The following is an 11,804-nucleotide window of genomic DNA, read 5'->3' as shown; positions in this document are numbered from 1 at the left end:
AGACCGTTCCGGTCCTGACTTGCATCAACGGTGGGGGACGTCACGGCGCCGGCCTGGAGGGAGTGGGATGCGCCGCGCGAGCAGCGAAGCGATCATGGTATATCGCGCCCTTTCTTGATTCAACGCAAGCGTCGTCGCGTTGCGCGCATCAGACGCTGGCGCATGCCCCGCCGCCAGCGTGCTCGTCCCTCAACGCACGAGCACGCGGTCCAGCGATTCCGTGAAGCGCTTTGCGTCCTGAAAGCCCACTACGCGCGCATCCGCGATTTCCTTACCGCCCGGCTCGAAGAACATGATGCCCGGCGGGCCGAACAGCCGGAAGCGCTTGAGCAGCGCGCGGTCGTCGGCATTGTTCGCGGTCACATCCGCCTGCACCAGCACCATGCCCGCCATGCGCTGCGCGACGCCCGGATCCGTGAAGGTGAAGCGCTCCATCTCGCGGCACGACACGCACCACTCCGCATAGAAGTCCAGCATCACCGGCCGGGTGCTTTGCGCCAGCAGCGCGTCCAGCTCGGCATTGCTGCGCACACGCGTGAAATGGACCTCGCCCGCCGCGGCGGCGCCGGCAGCCGGCGCATCGCCGCGCGCGGCCAAGTGCGACAGCGGCTGCAGCACGTCGCGCCCGCCACTGGCCGCACCGACGAGCCACGCCGCGGCCGCCAAGGCAAGCAACAGGCCCAGGCCCTTGCCGAACATGCGTCCGGCGCCCGCGCCTTGCGGCAAGGCGTCGAAGGCGCGCAGCATCACGGCCGACACGACAGCCAGGAACGCCCACCCCGTCATCTGGACCCAGGTGGGCACGACGGGAATCAGCATCCACCACGCGGTCGCCAGCAGCAGCATGCCGAACAGCCGCTTGACGCCATCCATCCACGGTCCGGCCTTGGGCAGCAAGGCGGACGACGACGCGCCGACGATCAACAGCGGCACGCCCATCCCCCATGCCATCGCAAACAGCGCCGATCCGCCCAGGACCACGTCCCCGGTCTGCGAGATATACAGCAAGGCGCCGGCCAGCGGCGCGGCCACGCACGGGCCGACGATCAGCGCCGACAAGGCGCCCATGACCAGGGCGCCGGTGTAGCGTCCGCCCGGCACGCGCGACGAGCGCTCGGACAGCATCGCCTGCACGCCCGACGGCATCTGGAACGTGAATACATCGAACATCGCCAGCGCCAGCACGGTCAGCAGGATGGCAAAGAGGGTCAGGATCCACGGCGTCTGCAACCAGGCCGCGAGTCCCGCGCCGCTCAGGCCGGCTGCCACGCCCAGCGCGGTGTACACCACCGACATGCCCAGCACGTAGGTGGCGGCCAAAGCCAATCCGCGTCCGCGGCTAGGCCGCTCCTGCTGCGCGCCGCCCAGCACGATGGACGACAGGATGGGGATCATGGGCAGAACGCACGGCGTGAAAGCCAGCAACAGGCCCAGCACCAGAAACACGCCAGCCGTCTTGATCCATCCCAGGCCACCCAGCGCGTCGGCCAGGCCCGTGTCTCCGGCATTGACCAGCGCGGACAAGCCGCCGGAAGCCGCTTGCGGCGCCAACGCCCCGCCAAGCCCCGTGCCCGCCACCGTATATCCACCTGCCACAGGCGTGAGCTTCACGGTGCTGTCCATCGGCGGATAGCAAAGGCCGGCATCCGCGCAGCCCTGGCCCGTCAGCGTCAGCGTGAACGGCTGTCCGCCGGCTCCCACCGGGACGCGGATCGTCACGTCCTTGTGGAAGACTTCCATGTCCTTTTCAAAGGTCGGGTCGTACTTGACCTCGCCCTTGGGATAAACGGCCTCGCCCAACGTGGTGGCATCGGCGGGGCTGATGGCAATGGCGAAGCGCTCGCGGTACATGTAATAGCCGGGCGCGACCTTGTAGTGCAGCTCCAGCGTGTCCGCGGACGCCATGTTGGCGCTGAACACGAACGCCTTTTCAGGCTCCAGGAACTCGGTATCCGCGCGCGCGGCAGCCTGCCATCCGAACAGCAGGATGGCCGTCGCCAGCAGCATCAGGCAGTGCCTGAAAAAGGGGGAGGTCGCGCTCTCGGCGCGTCCGCGCGCGCCGACCGTACCGGCAAGTTGCAACATCAGTTTCTCTTGTTCTGCGTAATGGCCGTCTGCTCGCGCACCCAGTCCAGGTATGGCGCTGCGCCGGCGATGACCGGCAGCACGATGATCTCGGGAACGTCGTAGGGATGCATTTTCGACAAGGCCTGCACGACGGCGGCATGCCGCGCGTAGGTCGTCTTGATCTGGATGGGGATTTCTTCCGTCCCTTCGACCTCTCCGTTCCACAGGTAGATGGACAACCCGGGCGCGCCGAGGTTCACGCACGCGGCCAGTCCGTCTTCGACGAGCACGTGCGCAATGCGTTTGGCCAGCAACAGGTCCGGCGCATTGCTGATGACCAGCACGACGTCGTCATCGCGCAACATGGAGCCTCCTTGGGATACCCGCGTGGGATGTAACTCGCGGTATTTTATCGGTATTGCGGCCACCTTCCCGGAACCGCCGCGCGCCAGGCCGCCGCGCCGCCCTCTTACACGCCGAGGCAAGCATGTCCGACAACTGCCTGTTCTGCCGCATCGCCCGTCACGAGATTCCCGCGCACGTCATCCACGAAGACGATCGCCTGCTGGCCTTCCTCGACATCCAGCCCGTGCGCCCCGGGCATACGCTCATCATTCCCAAGCAGCACTATCCCTATTACGAAGACATGCCGGCTGACCTGGCCGCCAGCATCGTCAACCTGGGCCAGCGGCTGGGCCGCCAGATGAAACGCCTGTACGGCGTCGAGCGCGTGGGGTTTGCGTTCACGGGCATCCACGTCGCGCACGCGCACGCCCATGTCGTTCCGATGCATCACCCGCAGGACGTCACGTCCACGCAATACATCGAGCAGCAGGACCTGACTTTCAGGATGCCGCCTCAGCCGCCCCAGGATGTGTTGGCCGCCACAGCCGCGGAGCTGCGGGGGCAGTTGCGCGGCGGGCGCGAACGCGAGGATGCGGGCAACGCCTGATCGGTGCATTCGCGTCCCATCGCGAATCGCAGAGCCCGATCGTGCTACCCAAAAAAACAAGGGCGGGTCCGAAGACCCGCCCTTGTCGCTTATCTAGCTGCCGAAATTACTCGGCGCTGTCCTCAGCGGCTTCATCGACTTCCGGACGGTCAACCAGTTCCATGAAAGCCATGGGAGCGTTGTCGCCTTGACGGAAGCCCATCTTCAGCACGCGGGTGTAGCCGCCGTTACGGGCCGCGTAGCGCGGGCCGATTTCGGCAAACAGCTTCACAACCGCATCGCGATCGCGCAGACGGGCAAAAGCCAGACGCTTGTTCGCGAGCGTGGGCTCCTTGCCCAGCGTGATCAGGGGTTCGATGACGCGGCGCAATTCTTTCGCCTTCGGCAGCGTGGTCTTGATGGCTTCGTGGGTGATCAACGAAACGGCCATGTTGCGGAACATGGCAAGACGGTGACTGCTGGTGCGGTTGAGCTTACGCAAGCCATTACCGTGACGCATGATAAGTTTCCTTTGAATCTAAAGAAGGCGTTTCCGCCATCGGGTTGCCGGCTCTTCTATCAGCCTGCAATCAGGCTGCGGTCCGGTAGAAAACGGGGCATTTTACGACGATTTCGCAAACTGCCCGGCGGTGAGGCCGGGCGCTGCGGGAGACGCCCCTTTTCAGGGGCGGCACCCTTTCAAGACTTACGGACGCTCCAGGCCCAGGGGCGGCCAGTTCTCGAGCTTCATGCCGAGGGTCAGGCCACGTGCAGCCAGCACTTCCTTGATCTCGTTGAGCGACTTGCGACCCAGGTTCGGGGTCTTGAGCAGCTCGTTTTCGGTACGCTGGATCAGGTCGCCGATGTAGTAGATGTTTTCGGCCTTCAGGCAGTTGGCCGAACGCACCGTCAGCTCCAGGTCGTCGACCGGACGCAGCAGCACCGGGTCGATCTGCGGCGTGCCGCGGACCGGGGCTTCGTACGAATCGCCAGCGCCTTCCAGGGCGGCGAAGACCGAGATCTGGTCCATCAGGATGCGGGCCGACTGGCGCACCGCTTCCTCGGGCGAGATCACGCCGTTGGTTTCGATGTCCAGGACCAGCTTGTCCAGGTCGGTGCGTTGTTCAACGCGGGCGCTTTCAACGGCGTAGCTCACGCGGCGGACCGGGCTGAACGACGCGTCCAGAACGATGCGGCCGATGGTGTGGGTGCGGTCTTCCGACAGCGCGCGCACGTTGCCCGGCACGTAGCCGCGGCCCTTTTCGACCTTGATCTGCATTTCCAGCTTGCCTGCTTCCGTCAGGTTGCAGATGGCGTGGCCGGGGTTGATGATCTCGACGTCGTGCGGCAGCTCGATGTCGCTGGCCAGCACCGTGCCGGCGCCGGACTTGCGCAGAACCAGCGTCACTTCGTCGCGGTTGTGCAGCTTGAAGACCACGCCCTTCAGGTTCAGCAGGATGTCGACGACATCTTCGCGAACGCCCGGGATGGTCGAGTATTCATGCACCACGCCCGTCATCTGGACTTCGGTCGGCGCGTAGCCGGTCATCGAAGACAGCAGGATGCGGCGCAGGGCGTTGCCCAGCGTGTGACCGTAGCCACGCTCGAACGGCTCCATCACGATCTTGGCATGGTGCGTGCCGACCGGTTCGACTTCAATGGAGCGCGGCTTCAGGAAACCTTGAGTGGACATTTACTGTGTTCCTTTTCAATACCCTCGGCTCGTTACACCGATAAGGCTGATGGACAGGGTGAGACTTGATGCTCAAACCATGGGCGGCGCAAAAACGCTGCCCGATACTTACCGCAAAGCCCGCTCCACCAAATGGCGAAAGCGGGCTGCTGCGGGACTTGCTAACGGGTCAACCGGGTCGCGTGACCAGCTTGCCAGCACCTTGCGAAGGAGGCGCCGGCAGGCGTGATTAACGCGAGTACAGTTCGACGACCATCGATTCGTTGATGTCGCGAGCGACGTCAGCGCGATCGGGGGCCGACTTGAACGTGCCGGTCAGCTTGGCCGCGTCGACTTCCACCCACTGGGGGATGCCGATGCTGGTGGCCAGGTCGAGCGATTCCTTGATACGGCCTTGCTTCTTGGCCTTTTCACGAACCGAGACGACGTCGCCAGCCTTGACCAGCATCGAAGCGATGTCAGCCGTGTGGCCGTTCAGTTCGATGGCGCGGTGGCTCACCAGCTGGCGAGCTTCGGCGCGCGTCGAGCCGAAGCCCATGCGGTAGACGACGTTGTCCAGACGCGATTCCAGCAGCTGGATCAGCGTTTCGCCGGTGTTGCCACGGCGACGCTCGGCTTCCGCGAAGTACTTGCGGAATTGCTTTTCCAGCACGCCGTACATGCGCTTCAGCTTTTGCTTTTCGCGCAGCTGCAGGCCGTAGTCGGAAGTGCGGGCACCCGAAGTGCGGCCGTGTTGGCCAGGCTTGGAATCCAGCTTGCACTTGGAATCCAGCGAGCGGCGGGCGCTCTTCAGGAACAGGTCAGTACCCTCGCGGCGCGAGAGCTTGCATTTGGGTCCAATATAACGTGCCATGTGGATTCCCTTTAGATACGACGACGCTTCGGCGGACGGCAGCCGTTGTGCGGAACGGGCGTGATGTCGGCGATGGACGAAATCTTGATGCCCAGCGCGTTCAGCGCACGGACCGACGACTCGCGGCCAGGACCGGGGCCCTTGATGCGGACTTCCAGCGTCTTGATGCCATACTCGAGCGCAACGCGGCCAGCCGTTTCAGCGGCAACCTGCGCGGCAAACGGGGTCGACTTGCGCGAACCCTTGAAGCCAGCACCGCCCGACGTGGCCCACGACAGTGCGTTGCCCTGACGATCGGTGATGGTGATGATGGTGTTGTTGAACGAAGCGTGAACGTGCGCGATGCCGTCCGAGACGTTCTTCTTGACCTTTTTGCGCACGCGCGAAGCGCCGCTGGTGGAAGCTTTCGCCATAATCCTGTTCCTCGATTATTTCTTCAGGGACGCAGCAGCACGACGCGGGCCCTTACGGGTCCGGGCGTTGGTGCGAGTGCGCTGGCCGCGCACGGGCAAACCGCGCTTGTGACGCATACCGCGGTAGGTTCCCAGGTCGATCAAACGCTTGATCGAGAGCTGTACTTCACGACGCAGGTCGCCTTCAACCGTGAACAAACCAACATGTTCGCGGACGCGTTCCAATTCAGCGTCGCTCAGATCCTTGACCTTTTTGTCAAAGGGTACGTTTGCCGCTTCGCAAATCTTGCGAGCGCGCGTACGACCGATGCCAAAAATGGCGGTCAGGCCGATCTCGGCGTGCTGTTGCGGCGGAATGTTAATGCCAGCAATACGGGCCATGACTGTTCCTTGAATAAATCCGTTGCGTAGTCGCTAACCCGAGTTAGCCTTGACGCTGCTTGTGACGCGGGTCGGTGCAGATAACGCGCACCACGCCGTGACGTTTGATAACTTTGCAGTTGCGGCAGATCCGCTTAACCGATGCCATTACTTTCATGGTTGACTCCTAATTTTCCGTAATCCGGTTTCGCTCACTTGGAGCGGAAAACAATCCTGGCTCGCGTCAGGTCATAGGGCGTGAGCTCCACTGTGACCTTGTCACCCGGCAGGATCCGGATGTAATGCATACGCATCTTGCCGGAAATATGGCCCAACACCACGTGGCCGTTTTCGAGCTTGACGCGAAATGTCGCGTTCGGGAGGTTCTCAAGAACCTCACCTTGCATCTGAATGACGTCGTCCTTGGACATTCTTTTGCTTACCGCATCGGCAAACCCGCGCCCTTGAAGTTGGCCTTCTTGAGCAACGAGTCGTACTGGTGAGACATCATGTAGGCCTGAACCTGCGCCATGAAATCCATCGTCACCACCACAATGATCAACAGAGACGTACCACCGAAGTAGAAGGGAACGTTCCAGCGCATCACCAAGAATTCCGGCAACAGGCACACCAACGTGATGTAGATGGCACCTGCGAGCGTCAAACGCATCAGGATCTTGTCGATGTAGCGCGCCGTTTGCTCGCCCGGACGGATGCCCGGAACAAACGCACCACTCTTCTTCAGGTTGTCCGCCGTTTCGCGGCTGTTGAAAACCAGAGCCGTGTAGAAAAAGCAGAAGAAAATAATCGCGACCGAGTACAGCGTGATGTAGAGCGGTTGACGAGGCGACAGGGCCGCAGCCAGGTCGCTAAGCCAGCGCATGTTCTCGCTGCTGGAGAACCAGCTCGTGATCGTGGCCGGGAACAGAATGATCGACGACGCGAAGATCGGCGGAATCACCCCTGCCATGTTCAGCTTCAGCGGCAAATGCGAGCTTTGACCACCGTAGACCTTGTTGCCGACCTGACGCTTGGCGTAGTTCACCGTGATCTTGCGCTGTCCGCGTTCCACGAACACCACAAAAGCGGTAACCAGCACCACCAGAGCCACGATGAACAGTGCCGAAAGCACAGACATCGCGTTGGTGCGGACCAGGTCCAACAGTGCAGCCAGCGCCGCGGGAAGACCCGCCACGATACCTGCGAAGATCAGGATGGAAATCCCGTTGCCCAGACCGCGTTCCGTGATCTGCTCACCCAGCCACATGACGAACATGGTGCCAGTGACCAGAGTCACGACGGTCGTGAAGCGGAACAGCATGCCCGGATCGATCACCAGTCCCTGCTGAGACTCCAACGCCACCGAAATGCCCACGGCTTGCACCAGCGCCAGCACGACCGTGCCGTAGCGGGTGTATTGGGTAATCTTCCGACGGCCGGATTCGCCCTCTTTCTTGAGCGCTTCCAGCGACGGCACCACCACCGACATCAACTGCATGATGATGGATGCCGAAATGTACGGCATGATCCCCAGGGCAAAAATCGAGAAACGCGAGAGCGCTCCGCCCGAGAACATGTTGAACAGGCCCAGGATCCCGCCCTGGTTCTGACGGAACAAGTCCGCCAGCGCGTCCGGGTTGATACCCGGAACCGGGATGTGTGTACCCAAACGGTAAACCACCAGGGCGAGCACCAGGAACACCAGACGGCGCTTCAGATCGCCGTATCGTGCTCCGGATTTGCCCAATGCCTGCGCGTTAGCCACTCGTCACCTCTGATCAAGCAAGCGAGCCGCCCGCGGCTTCGATGGCGGCGCGAGCGCCGGCCGTCGCGGTAATGCCCTTGAGCACGACCTTGCGCGAGAGTTCACCAGACTTGATGACCTTGGCGTAACGAACCGCCTGGCCAATCACGCCGGCCGCCTTCAGCGCTTGCACATCGATGTCATCGATGGGCAGGGCCTGGAGGTCCGACAAGAGAACTTGTGCATACAGGTGTTGACCCAGCGGGGTGAAACCACGCTTGGGCAGGCGACGTTGCAGCGGCATTTGACCGCCTTCGAAGCCAACCTTGTGGAAACCGCCCGAGCGCGACTTCTGACCCTTGTGACCACGGCCGGCGGTCTTACCCAGACCCGAACCGATGCCACGGCCGACGCGGCGCTTGGCGTGCTTGGAGCCCTCGGCGGGCTTCAGCGTATTAAGTTGCATATCCGACATGGTGATTCCTTAGGCTTCCGAGACGGAAACGAGATAATCCACCTTACGGATCATCCCACGCACCTCGGGCGTATCGACCAGCACGCGGCTGCTGTTGATGCGGCCCAAGCCCAAACCGCGAACCGTATCACGGTGCGATTGCTTGGTACCGATCACCGAGCGCACGAGGGTCACTTTGATCTGCTTCTGAGCCATGATTTACCCCAGGATCTCTTCGACCGTCTTGCCGCGCTTGGCAGCAACATCGGCCGGGGTCAGGGAGGCGCGCAGGCCGTTCAACGTGGCGCGAACCATGTTGTAGGGGTTGCTCGAGCCCAGGCTCTTGGCAACCACGTTACGCACACCCATCACTTCGAAAATAGCGCGCATCGGGCCGCCGGCGATAACGCCAGTACCTTCAGCAGCGGGCGAAATCAGCACGGTAGCGGCGCCATGCTTGCCGACCACGGTGTGGTGCAGCGTGCCGTTCTTCAGAGCGACCTTGAACATGCCGCGACGGGCCTGTTCCATAGCCTTCTGAACGGACACCGGCACTTCACGCGCCTTGCCCTTACCCATGCCGATGCGGCCATCGCCATCGCCAACCACGGTCAGCGCGGCAAAGCTCATGGTGCGACCACCCTTGACCACTTTGCTCACGCGGTTGACCGCGATCATCTTTTCGCGGAGGCCGTCATCGTTCTCTTTTTCCGCGGCGTTCTTGCCTTGTACTTTAGCCATTTGACAGATCCTCGCTTAGAACTTCAGGCCGGCTTCACGCGCGGCATCGGCCAGCGCCTTGACGCGGCCATGGTAACGAAAGCCCGAGCGATCGAAAGCGACCAGTTCGATACCGGCAGCCTTGGCCTTTTCGGCCACGCGCTTGCCAACCAGCGTCGCAGCGGCTTTGTTGCCACCCTGACCGGTTTGGCCGGCCAGTTGCGCACGCACTTCGGCTTCCACCGTCGAGGCGCTGACCAGAACGCGATCGCCTTCCGGCGAAATGATGTTGGCGTAGATGTGCTGGTTCGAGCGGAAAATCGAGAGGCGATGAACGCGCAGCTCGTTGATCTTCCGGCGAGTCGGAACCGCACGACGCAAACGGGAAACTTTTTTGTCCATGATTCGTCCTTGCGTGCGCCGTTATTTCTTCTTGGTTTCTTTGATGACGACGCGTTCGTCCGAGTAACGCACGCCCTTGCCCTTGTAGGGTTCGGGTTCGCGGTACGCGCGGATTTCAGCGGCCACCTGACCGACGACTTGCTTGTTGGAGCCCTTGATGACGATTTCCGTCTGGGTGGGGCATTCGGCCTTGATACCGGCCGGCAACTGATGCAAAACGTCGTGCGAGAAACCGAGCTGCAGCTTAACGGCGTCGCCTTGAACCGAGGCGCGGTAACCCACGCCGACCAGGTTCAGCTTGCGCTCGAATCCCTTGCTCACGCCGTTGACCATGTTGGCCACGAGCGCGCGCACGGTGCCCGACATGGCGTTGGCGTGACGGGAATCGTTGGCAGCGGCAAACGTGAGCTTGCCACCGTCCAGCGAGATCGTGACGTCGCCAGTCAGGGGTTGGGTCAGGGAGCCCAGCGGGCCCTTGACAGTGATCTGATCCTGCTTGATGTCAGCTTCGACACCCTTGGGCAGTTCGACCGGATACTTAGCGATACGTGACATTCGAATTTCTCCTTAGGCCACGTAGCACAGCACTTCGCCGCCGACGCCGTTGGCGCGAGCCTTACGGTCGGTCATGACGCCGCGCGAGGTCGAAACGATAGCCACGCCCAGGCCGTTCATGACCTGAGGAATGCTGGTACGGCCCTTGTAGATACGCAGACCAGGGCGCGAGACGCGTTCGATGCGCTCGATGACCGGACGGCCAGCGTAGTACTTCAGGGTGATCTCGAGCTCAGGCTTGGCCTGGGTGCCCTTGATTTCAAAGCTGTCGATGTAGCCTTCGTCTTTCAGCACAGCGGCAATAGCCGCCTTCAGCTTCGAGGAGGGCATGCTCACCGTAACTTTGTCCACTTGCTGCGCATTGCGAATGCGGGTCAGCATATCGGCGATGGGATCGCTCATGCTCATATTGTTTCTCCTACCAGCTGGCCTTGGTGATGCCGGGGATTTCACCCTTCATCGCCATTTCACGCAGTTTGTGGCGCGTCAGGCCGAACTTGCGGAACACGCCGCGAGGACGACCGGTGACCACGCAGCGGTTGCGTTGACGCGTCGGGTTGGCATTGCGCGGCAGCTGTTGCAGCTTGAGCCGAGCTTGGTAACGTTCTTCGTCGGTCTTCGACTGGTCGTCGATGATCGCCTTCAACTCAGCGCGCTTGGCAGCGAACTTGTCAGCCAGCTTGGCGCGCTTGATGTCGCGATTGATGAGGGAAAGTTTAGCCACGTCATCAGCCCCTTAGTTACGGAACGGGAAGCTGAAGGCCGTCAACAGCGCCTTGGCTTCTTCGTCGGTCTTGGCGGAGGTGGTGATGCTGATGTTCAGCCCACGCAGCGCGTCGATCTTGTCGTACTCGATTTCGGGGAAAATGATCTGCTCTTTCACCCCGATGTTGTAGTTGCCACGGCCGTCGAACGCACGACCCGAGATACCGCGGAAGTCGCGCACGCGAGGCAGCGCAACCGCCACCAGGCGATCCAGGAATTCGTACATGCGTTGACCACGCAGCGTGACCATGCAACCAATCGGGTAGTTTTCGCGGATCTTGAAACCGGCGATAGCCTTCTTGGTCTTCGTCACGACGGGCTTCTGGCCGGCGATCTTGGTCAGATCCGACACAGCGTGCTCGATGACTTTCTTGTCGGAGACCGCTTCCGAGACACCCATGTTCAGGGTGATCTTGGTGATGCGCGGCACTTCCATTGCGCTCTTGTAGCCAAACTTGGCCTGCAGGTCGCCAGCGACCTTGCTCTTGTAGAAATCTTGCAAACGAGACATGTCTATCGCCCCTTACGCCTTGGCGCCGACAACGGCACCATTGGAACGGAACACGCGGACCTTGCGACCTTCGACTTCTTGAACGCCCACGCGGTCGCCACGACCGGTTGCGGGGTTGAAGAGCGCCACATTCGAGATGTGGATCGGCATGGTCTTTTCGACAATCCCGCCCGGGTTGTTAGCCATCGGGTTGGCTTTCACGTGCTTCTTGGCAACGTTGACGCCTTCGACCAGAACGTGGTCGGCGCCAACGCGGGCCAGCACCGTGCCACGACGCTTCTTGTCGCGGCCGGTCAGGACGATGACTTCGTCGCCTTTACGAATGTTGTTCATCGT

The 11,804-nt window shown here is 61.9% G+C and carries 20 protein-coding genes; 1 reads left to right on the top strand and 19 read right to left on the bottom strand.

From position 1 onward, the window contains the following. Nucleotides 1-189: 189 nt before the first annotated feature. Together dsbD and cutA are read right to left on the bottom strand one after the other, a co-directional pair. Nucleotides 190-2,085: a protein-disulfide reductase DsbD gene (gene dsbD / locus MHZ91_RS26125; protein WP_370647878.1), complete on the bottom strand. Its 1,896-nt coding sequence runs from the start codon at nucleotides 2,083-2,085 to the stop codon at nucleotides 190-192. Continuing rightward, nucleotides 2,085-2,432: a divalent-cation tolerance protein CutA gene (cutA, locus tag MHZ91_RS26120; protein WP_175136921.1), complete on the bottom strand. Its 348-nt coding sequence runs from the start codon at nucleotides 2,430-2,432 to the stop codon at nucleotides 2,085-2,087. Before cutA ends, dsbD begins: the two co-directional genes overlap by 1 nt. 122 nt (nucleotides 2,433-2,554) lie before the next feature. Here cutA and MHZ91_RS26115 point away from each other — a divergent pair, with 122 nt between their 5' ends. Next, nucleotides 2,555-3,019, top strand: a complete 465-nt coding sequence (locus MHZ91_RS26115; RefSeq protein ID WP_175124779.1) for an HIT family protein — start codon at nucleotides 2,555-2,557, stop codon at nucleotides 3,017-3,019. A 106-nt stretch (nucleotides 3,020-3,125) separates the two neighbouring features. Here MHZ91_RS26115 and rplQ read toward each other — a convergent pair whose 3' ends face one another. The 17 genes from rplQ to rplX all read right to left on the bottom strand — a co-directional run bounded on the left by rplQ (nucleotide 3,126) and on the right by rplX (nucleotide 11,801). Beyond that, nucleotides 3,126-3,518, bottom strand: a complete 393-nt coding sequence (gene rplQ, locus MHZ91_RS26110; protein ID WP_006389635.1) for a 50S ribosomal protein L17 — start codon at nucleotides 3,516-3,518, stop codon at nucleotides 3,126-3,128. A 186-nt stretch (nucleotides 3,519-3,704) separates the two neighbouring features. Beyond that, nucleotides 3,705-4,691: a DNA-directed RNA polymerase subunit alpha gene (rpoA, locus tag MHZ91_RS26105; protein ID WP_008169002.1), complete on the bottom strand. Its 987-nt coding sequence runs from the start codon at nucleotides 4,689-4,691 to the stop codon at nucleotides 3,705-3,707. Nucleotides 4,692-4,920: 229 nt separating this feature from the next. After that, nucleotides 4,921-5,544, bottom strand: a complete 624-nt coding sequence (gene rpsD / locus MHZ91_RS26100; protein WP_175124780.1) for a 30S ribosomal protein S4 — start codon at nucleotides 5,542-5,544, stop codon at nucleotides 4,921-4,923. A gap of 11 nt (nucleotides 5,545-5,555) precedes the next feature. Next, nucleotides 5,556-5,957 carry a 30S ribosomal protein S11 gene (gene rpsK / locus MHZ91_RS26095; RefSeq protein WP_006216516.1) on the bottom strand — a complete coding sequence of 134 codons (402 nt, stop codon included), beginning with the start codon at nucleotides 5,955-5,957 and terminating at the stop codon, nucleotides 5,556-5,558. Between the two features lie 15 nt (nucleotides 5,958-5,972). Beyond that, nucleotides 5,973-6,338, bottom strand: a complete 366-nt coding sequence (gene rpsM, locus MHZ91_RS26090; protein ID WP_008168996.1) for a 30S ribosomal protein S13 — start codon at nucleotides 6,336-6,338, stop codon at nucleotides 5,973-5,975. Between the two features lie 43 nt (nucleotides 6,339-6,381). Continuing rightward, on the bottom strand, nucleotides 6,382-6,495 hold the full coding sequence (gene rpmJ, locus MHZ91_RS26085; protein ID WP_003806928.1) for a 50S ribosomal protein L36: 114 nt from the start codon (nucleotides 6,493-6,495) through the stop codon (nucleotides 6,382-6,384). A gap of 34 nt (nucleotides 6,496-6,529) precedes the next feature. Further along, on the bottom strand, nucleotides 6,530-6,748 hold the full coding sequence (infA, locus tag MHZ91_RS26080; RefSeq protein WP_003806927.1) for a translation initiation factor IF-1: 219 nt from the start codon (nucleotides 6,746-6,748) through the stop codon (nucleotides 6,530-6,532). A gap of 8 nt (nucleotides 6,749-6,756) precedes the next feature. Beyond that, nucleotides 6,757-8,082 carry a preprotein translocase subunit SecY gene (gene secY, locus MHZ91_RS26075; protein WP_056327063.1) on the bottom strand — a complete coding sequence of 442 codons (1,326 nt, stop codon included), beginning with the start codon at nucleotides 8,080-8,082 and terminating at the stop codon, nucleotides 6,757-6,759. A gap of 13 nt (nucleotides 8,083-8,095) precedes the next feature. Further along, nucleotides 8,096-8,536 (bottom strand): 50S ribosomal protein L15, encoded by a 441-nt coding sequence (gene rplO, locus MHZ91_RS26070; RefSeq protein WP_175124781.1) that lies wholly within the window; start codon nucleotides 8,534-8,536, stop codon nucleotides 8,096-8,098. Between the two features lie 9 nt (nucleotides 8,537-8,545). Next, nucleotides 8,546-8,731 carry a 50S ribosomal protein L30 gene (rpmD, locus tag MHZ91_RS26065; protein ID WP_006216520.1) on the bottom strand — a complete coding sequence of 62 codons (186 nt, stop codon included), beginning with the start codon at nucleotides 8,729-8,731 and terminating at the stop codon, nucleotides 8,546-8,548. Nucleotides 8,732-8,734: 3 nt separating this feature from the next. Beyond that, nucleotides 8,735-9,256 carry a 30S ribosomal protein S5 gene (gene rpsE / locus MHZ91_RS26060; RefSeq protein WP_008168987.1) on the bottom strand — a complete coding sequence of 174 codons (522 nt, stop codon included), beginning with the start codon at nucleotides 9,254-9,256 and terminating at the stop codon, nucleotides 8,735-8,737. A gap of 15 nt (nucleotides 9,257-9,271) precedes the next feature. Then, a complete protein-coding gene (rplR, locus tag MHZ91_RS26055; protein WP_008168985.1) occupies nucleotides 9,272-9,637 on the bottom strand; it encodes a 50S ribosomal protein L18 in 366 nt (121 codons plus the stop codon). Between the two features lie 21 nt (nucleotides 9,638-9,658). Continuing rightward, nucleotides 9,659-10,192, bottom strand: a complete 534-nt coding sequence (gene rplF, locus MHZ91_RS26050; protein ID WP_062838799.1) for a 50S ribosomal protein L6 — start codon at nucleotides 10,190-10,192, stop codon at nucleotides 9,659-9,661. Between the two features lie 12 nt (nucleotides 10,193-10,204). Next, nucleotides 10,205-10,600: a 30S ribosomal protein S8 gene (gene rpsH / locus MHZ91_RS26045; protein ID WP_006216525.1), complete on the bottom strand. Its 396-nt coding sequence runs from the start codon at nucleotides 10,598-10,600 to the stop codon at nucleotides 10,205-10,207. Nucleotides 10,601-10,610: 10 nt separating this feature from the next. Beyond that, nucleotides 10,611-10,916, bottom strand: coding sequence for a 30S ribosomal protein S14 (gene rpsN, locus MHZ91_RS26040; RefSeq protein WP_006216527.1), 306 nt, complete (start codon nucleotides 10,914-10,916; stop codon nucleotides 10,611-10,613). A 12-nt stretch (nucleotides 10,917-10,928) separates the two neighbouring features. Continuing rightward, nucleotides 10,929-11,468, bottom strand: a complete 540-nt coding sequence (rplE, locus tag MHZ91_RS26035) for a 50S ribosomal protein L5 (protein WP_008168978.1) — start codon at nucleotides 11,466-11,468, stop codon at nucleotides 10,929-10,931. A gap of 12 nt (nucleotides 11,469-11,480) precedes the next feature. Then, the gene (rplX, locus tag MHZ91_RS26030; RefSeq protein WP_008168975.1) at nucleotides 11,481-11,801 is read right to left on the bottom strand and encodes a 50S ribosomal protein L24; all 321 of its coding nucleotides are present in this window, start codon (nucleotides 11,799-11,801) and stop codon (nucleotides 11,481-11,483) included. Between the last annotated feature and the right edge of the window lie 3 nt (nucleotides 11,802-11,804).

The organism is Achromobacter sp. ACRQX, from assembly GCF_022346505.1.
Classification (GTDB): domain Bacteria; phylum Pseudomonadota; class Gammaproteobacteria; order Burkholderiales; family Burkholderiaceae_B; genus Achromobacter; species Achromobacter animicus.
Note: the sequence above shows the minus strand (reverse complement) of the source record. Positions and strands in the feature narration are given on the sequence as shown.

Excerpts from the sequence above, each read along its gene's own strand:
- dsbD (WP_370647878.1), bottom strand. The coding sequence starts at position 2,085 with ATGTTGCAACTTGCCGGTACGGTCGGCGCGCGCGGACGCGCCGAGAGC.
- cutA (WP_175136921.1), bottom strand. The coding sequence starts at position 2,432 with ATGTTGCGCGATGACGACGTCGTGCTGGTCATCAGCAATGCGCCGGAC.
- MHZ91_RS26115 (WP_175124779.1), top strand. The coding sequence starts at position 2,555 with ATGTCCGACAACTGCCTGTTCTGCCGCATCGCCCGTCACGAGATTCCC.
- rplQ (WP_006389635.1), bottom strand. The coding sequence starts at position 3,518 with ATGCGTCACGGTAATGGCTTGCGTAAGCTCAACCGCACCAGCAGTCAC.
- rpoA (WP_008169002.1), bottom strand. The coding sequence starts at position 4,691 with ATGTCCACTCAAGGTTTCCTGAAGCCGCGCTCCATTGAAGTCGAACCG.
- rpsD (WP_175124780.1), bottom strand. The coding sequence starts at position 5,544 with ATGGCACGTTATATTGGACCCAAATGCAAGCTCTCGCGCCGCGAGGGT.
- rpsK (WP_006216516.1), bottom strand. The coding sequence starts at position 5,957 with ATGGCGAAAGCTTCCACCAGCGGCGCTTCGCGCGTGCGCAAAAAGGTC.
- rpsM (WP_008168996.1), bottom strand. The coding sequence starts at position 6,338 with ATGGCCCGTATTGCTGGCATTAACATTCCGCCGCAACAGCACGCCGAG.
- rpmJ (WP_003806928.1), bottom strand. The coding sequence starts at position 6,495 with ATGAAAGTAATGGCATCGGTTAAGCGGATCTGCCGCAACTGCAAAGTT.
- infA (WP_003806927.1), bottom strand. The coding sequence starts at position 6,748 with ATGTCCAAGGACGACGTCATTCAGATGCAAGGTGAGGTTCTTGAGAAC.
- rplO (WP_175124781.1), bottom strand. The coding sequence starts at position 8,536 with ATGTCGGATATGCAACTTAATACGCTGAAGCCCGCCGAGGGCTCCAAG.
- rpmD (WP_006216520.1), bottom strand. The coding sequence starts at position 8,731 with ATGGCTCAGAAGCAGATCAAAGTGACCCTCGTGCGCTCGGTGATCGGT.
- rpsE (WP_008168987.1), bottom strand. The coding sequence starts at position 9,256 with ATGGCTAAAGTACAAGGCAAGAACGCCGCGGAAAAAGAGAACGATGAC.
- rplR (WP_008168985.1), bottom strand. The coding sequence starts at position 9,637 with ATGGACAAAAAAGTTTCCCGTTTGCGTCGTGCGGTTCCGACTCGCCGG.
- rplF (WP_062838799.1), bottom strand. The coding sequence starts at position 10,192 with ATGTCACGTATCGCTAAGTATCCGGTCGAACTGCCCAAGGGTGTCGAA.
- rpsH (WP_006216525.1), bottom strand. The coding sequence starts at position 10,600 with ATGAGCATGAGCGATCCCATCGCCGATATGCTGACCCGCATTCGCAAT.
- rplE (WP_008168978.1), bottom strand. The coding sequence starts at position 11,468 with ATGTCTCGTTTGCAAGATTTCTACAAGAGCAAGGTCGCTGGCGACCTG.
- rplX (WP_008168975.1), bottom strand. The coding sequence starts at position 11,801 with ATGAACAACATTCGTAAAGGCGACGAAGTCATCGTCCTGACCGGCCGC.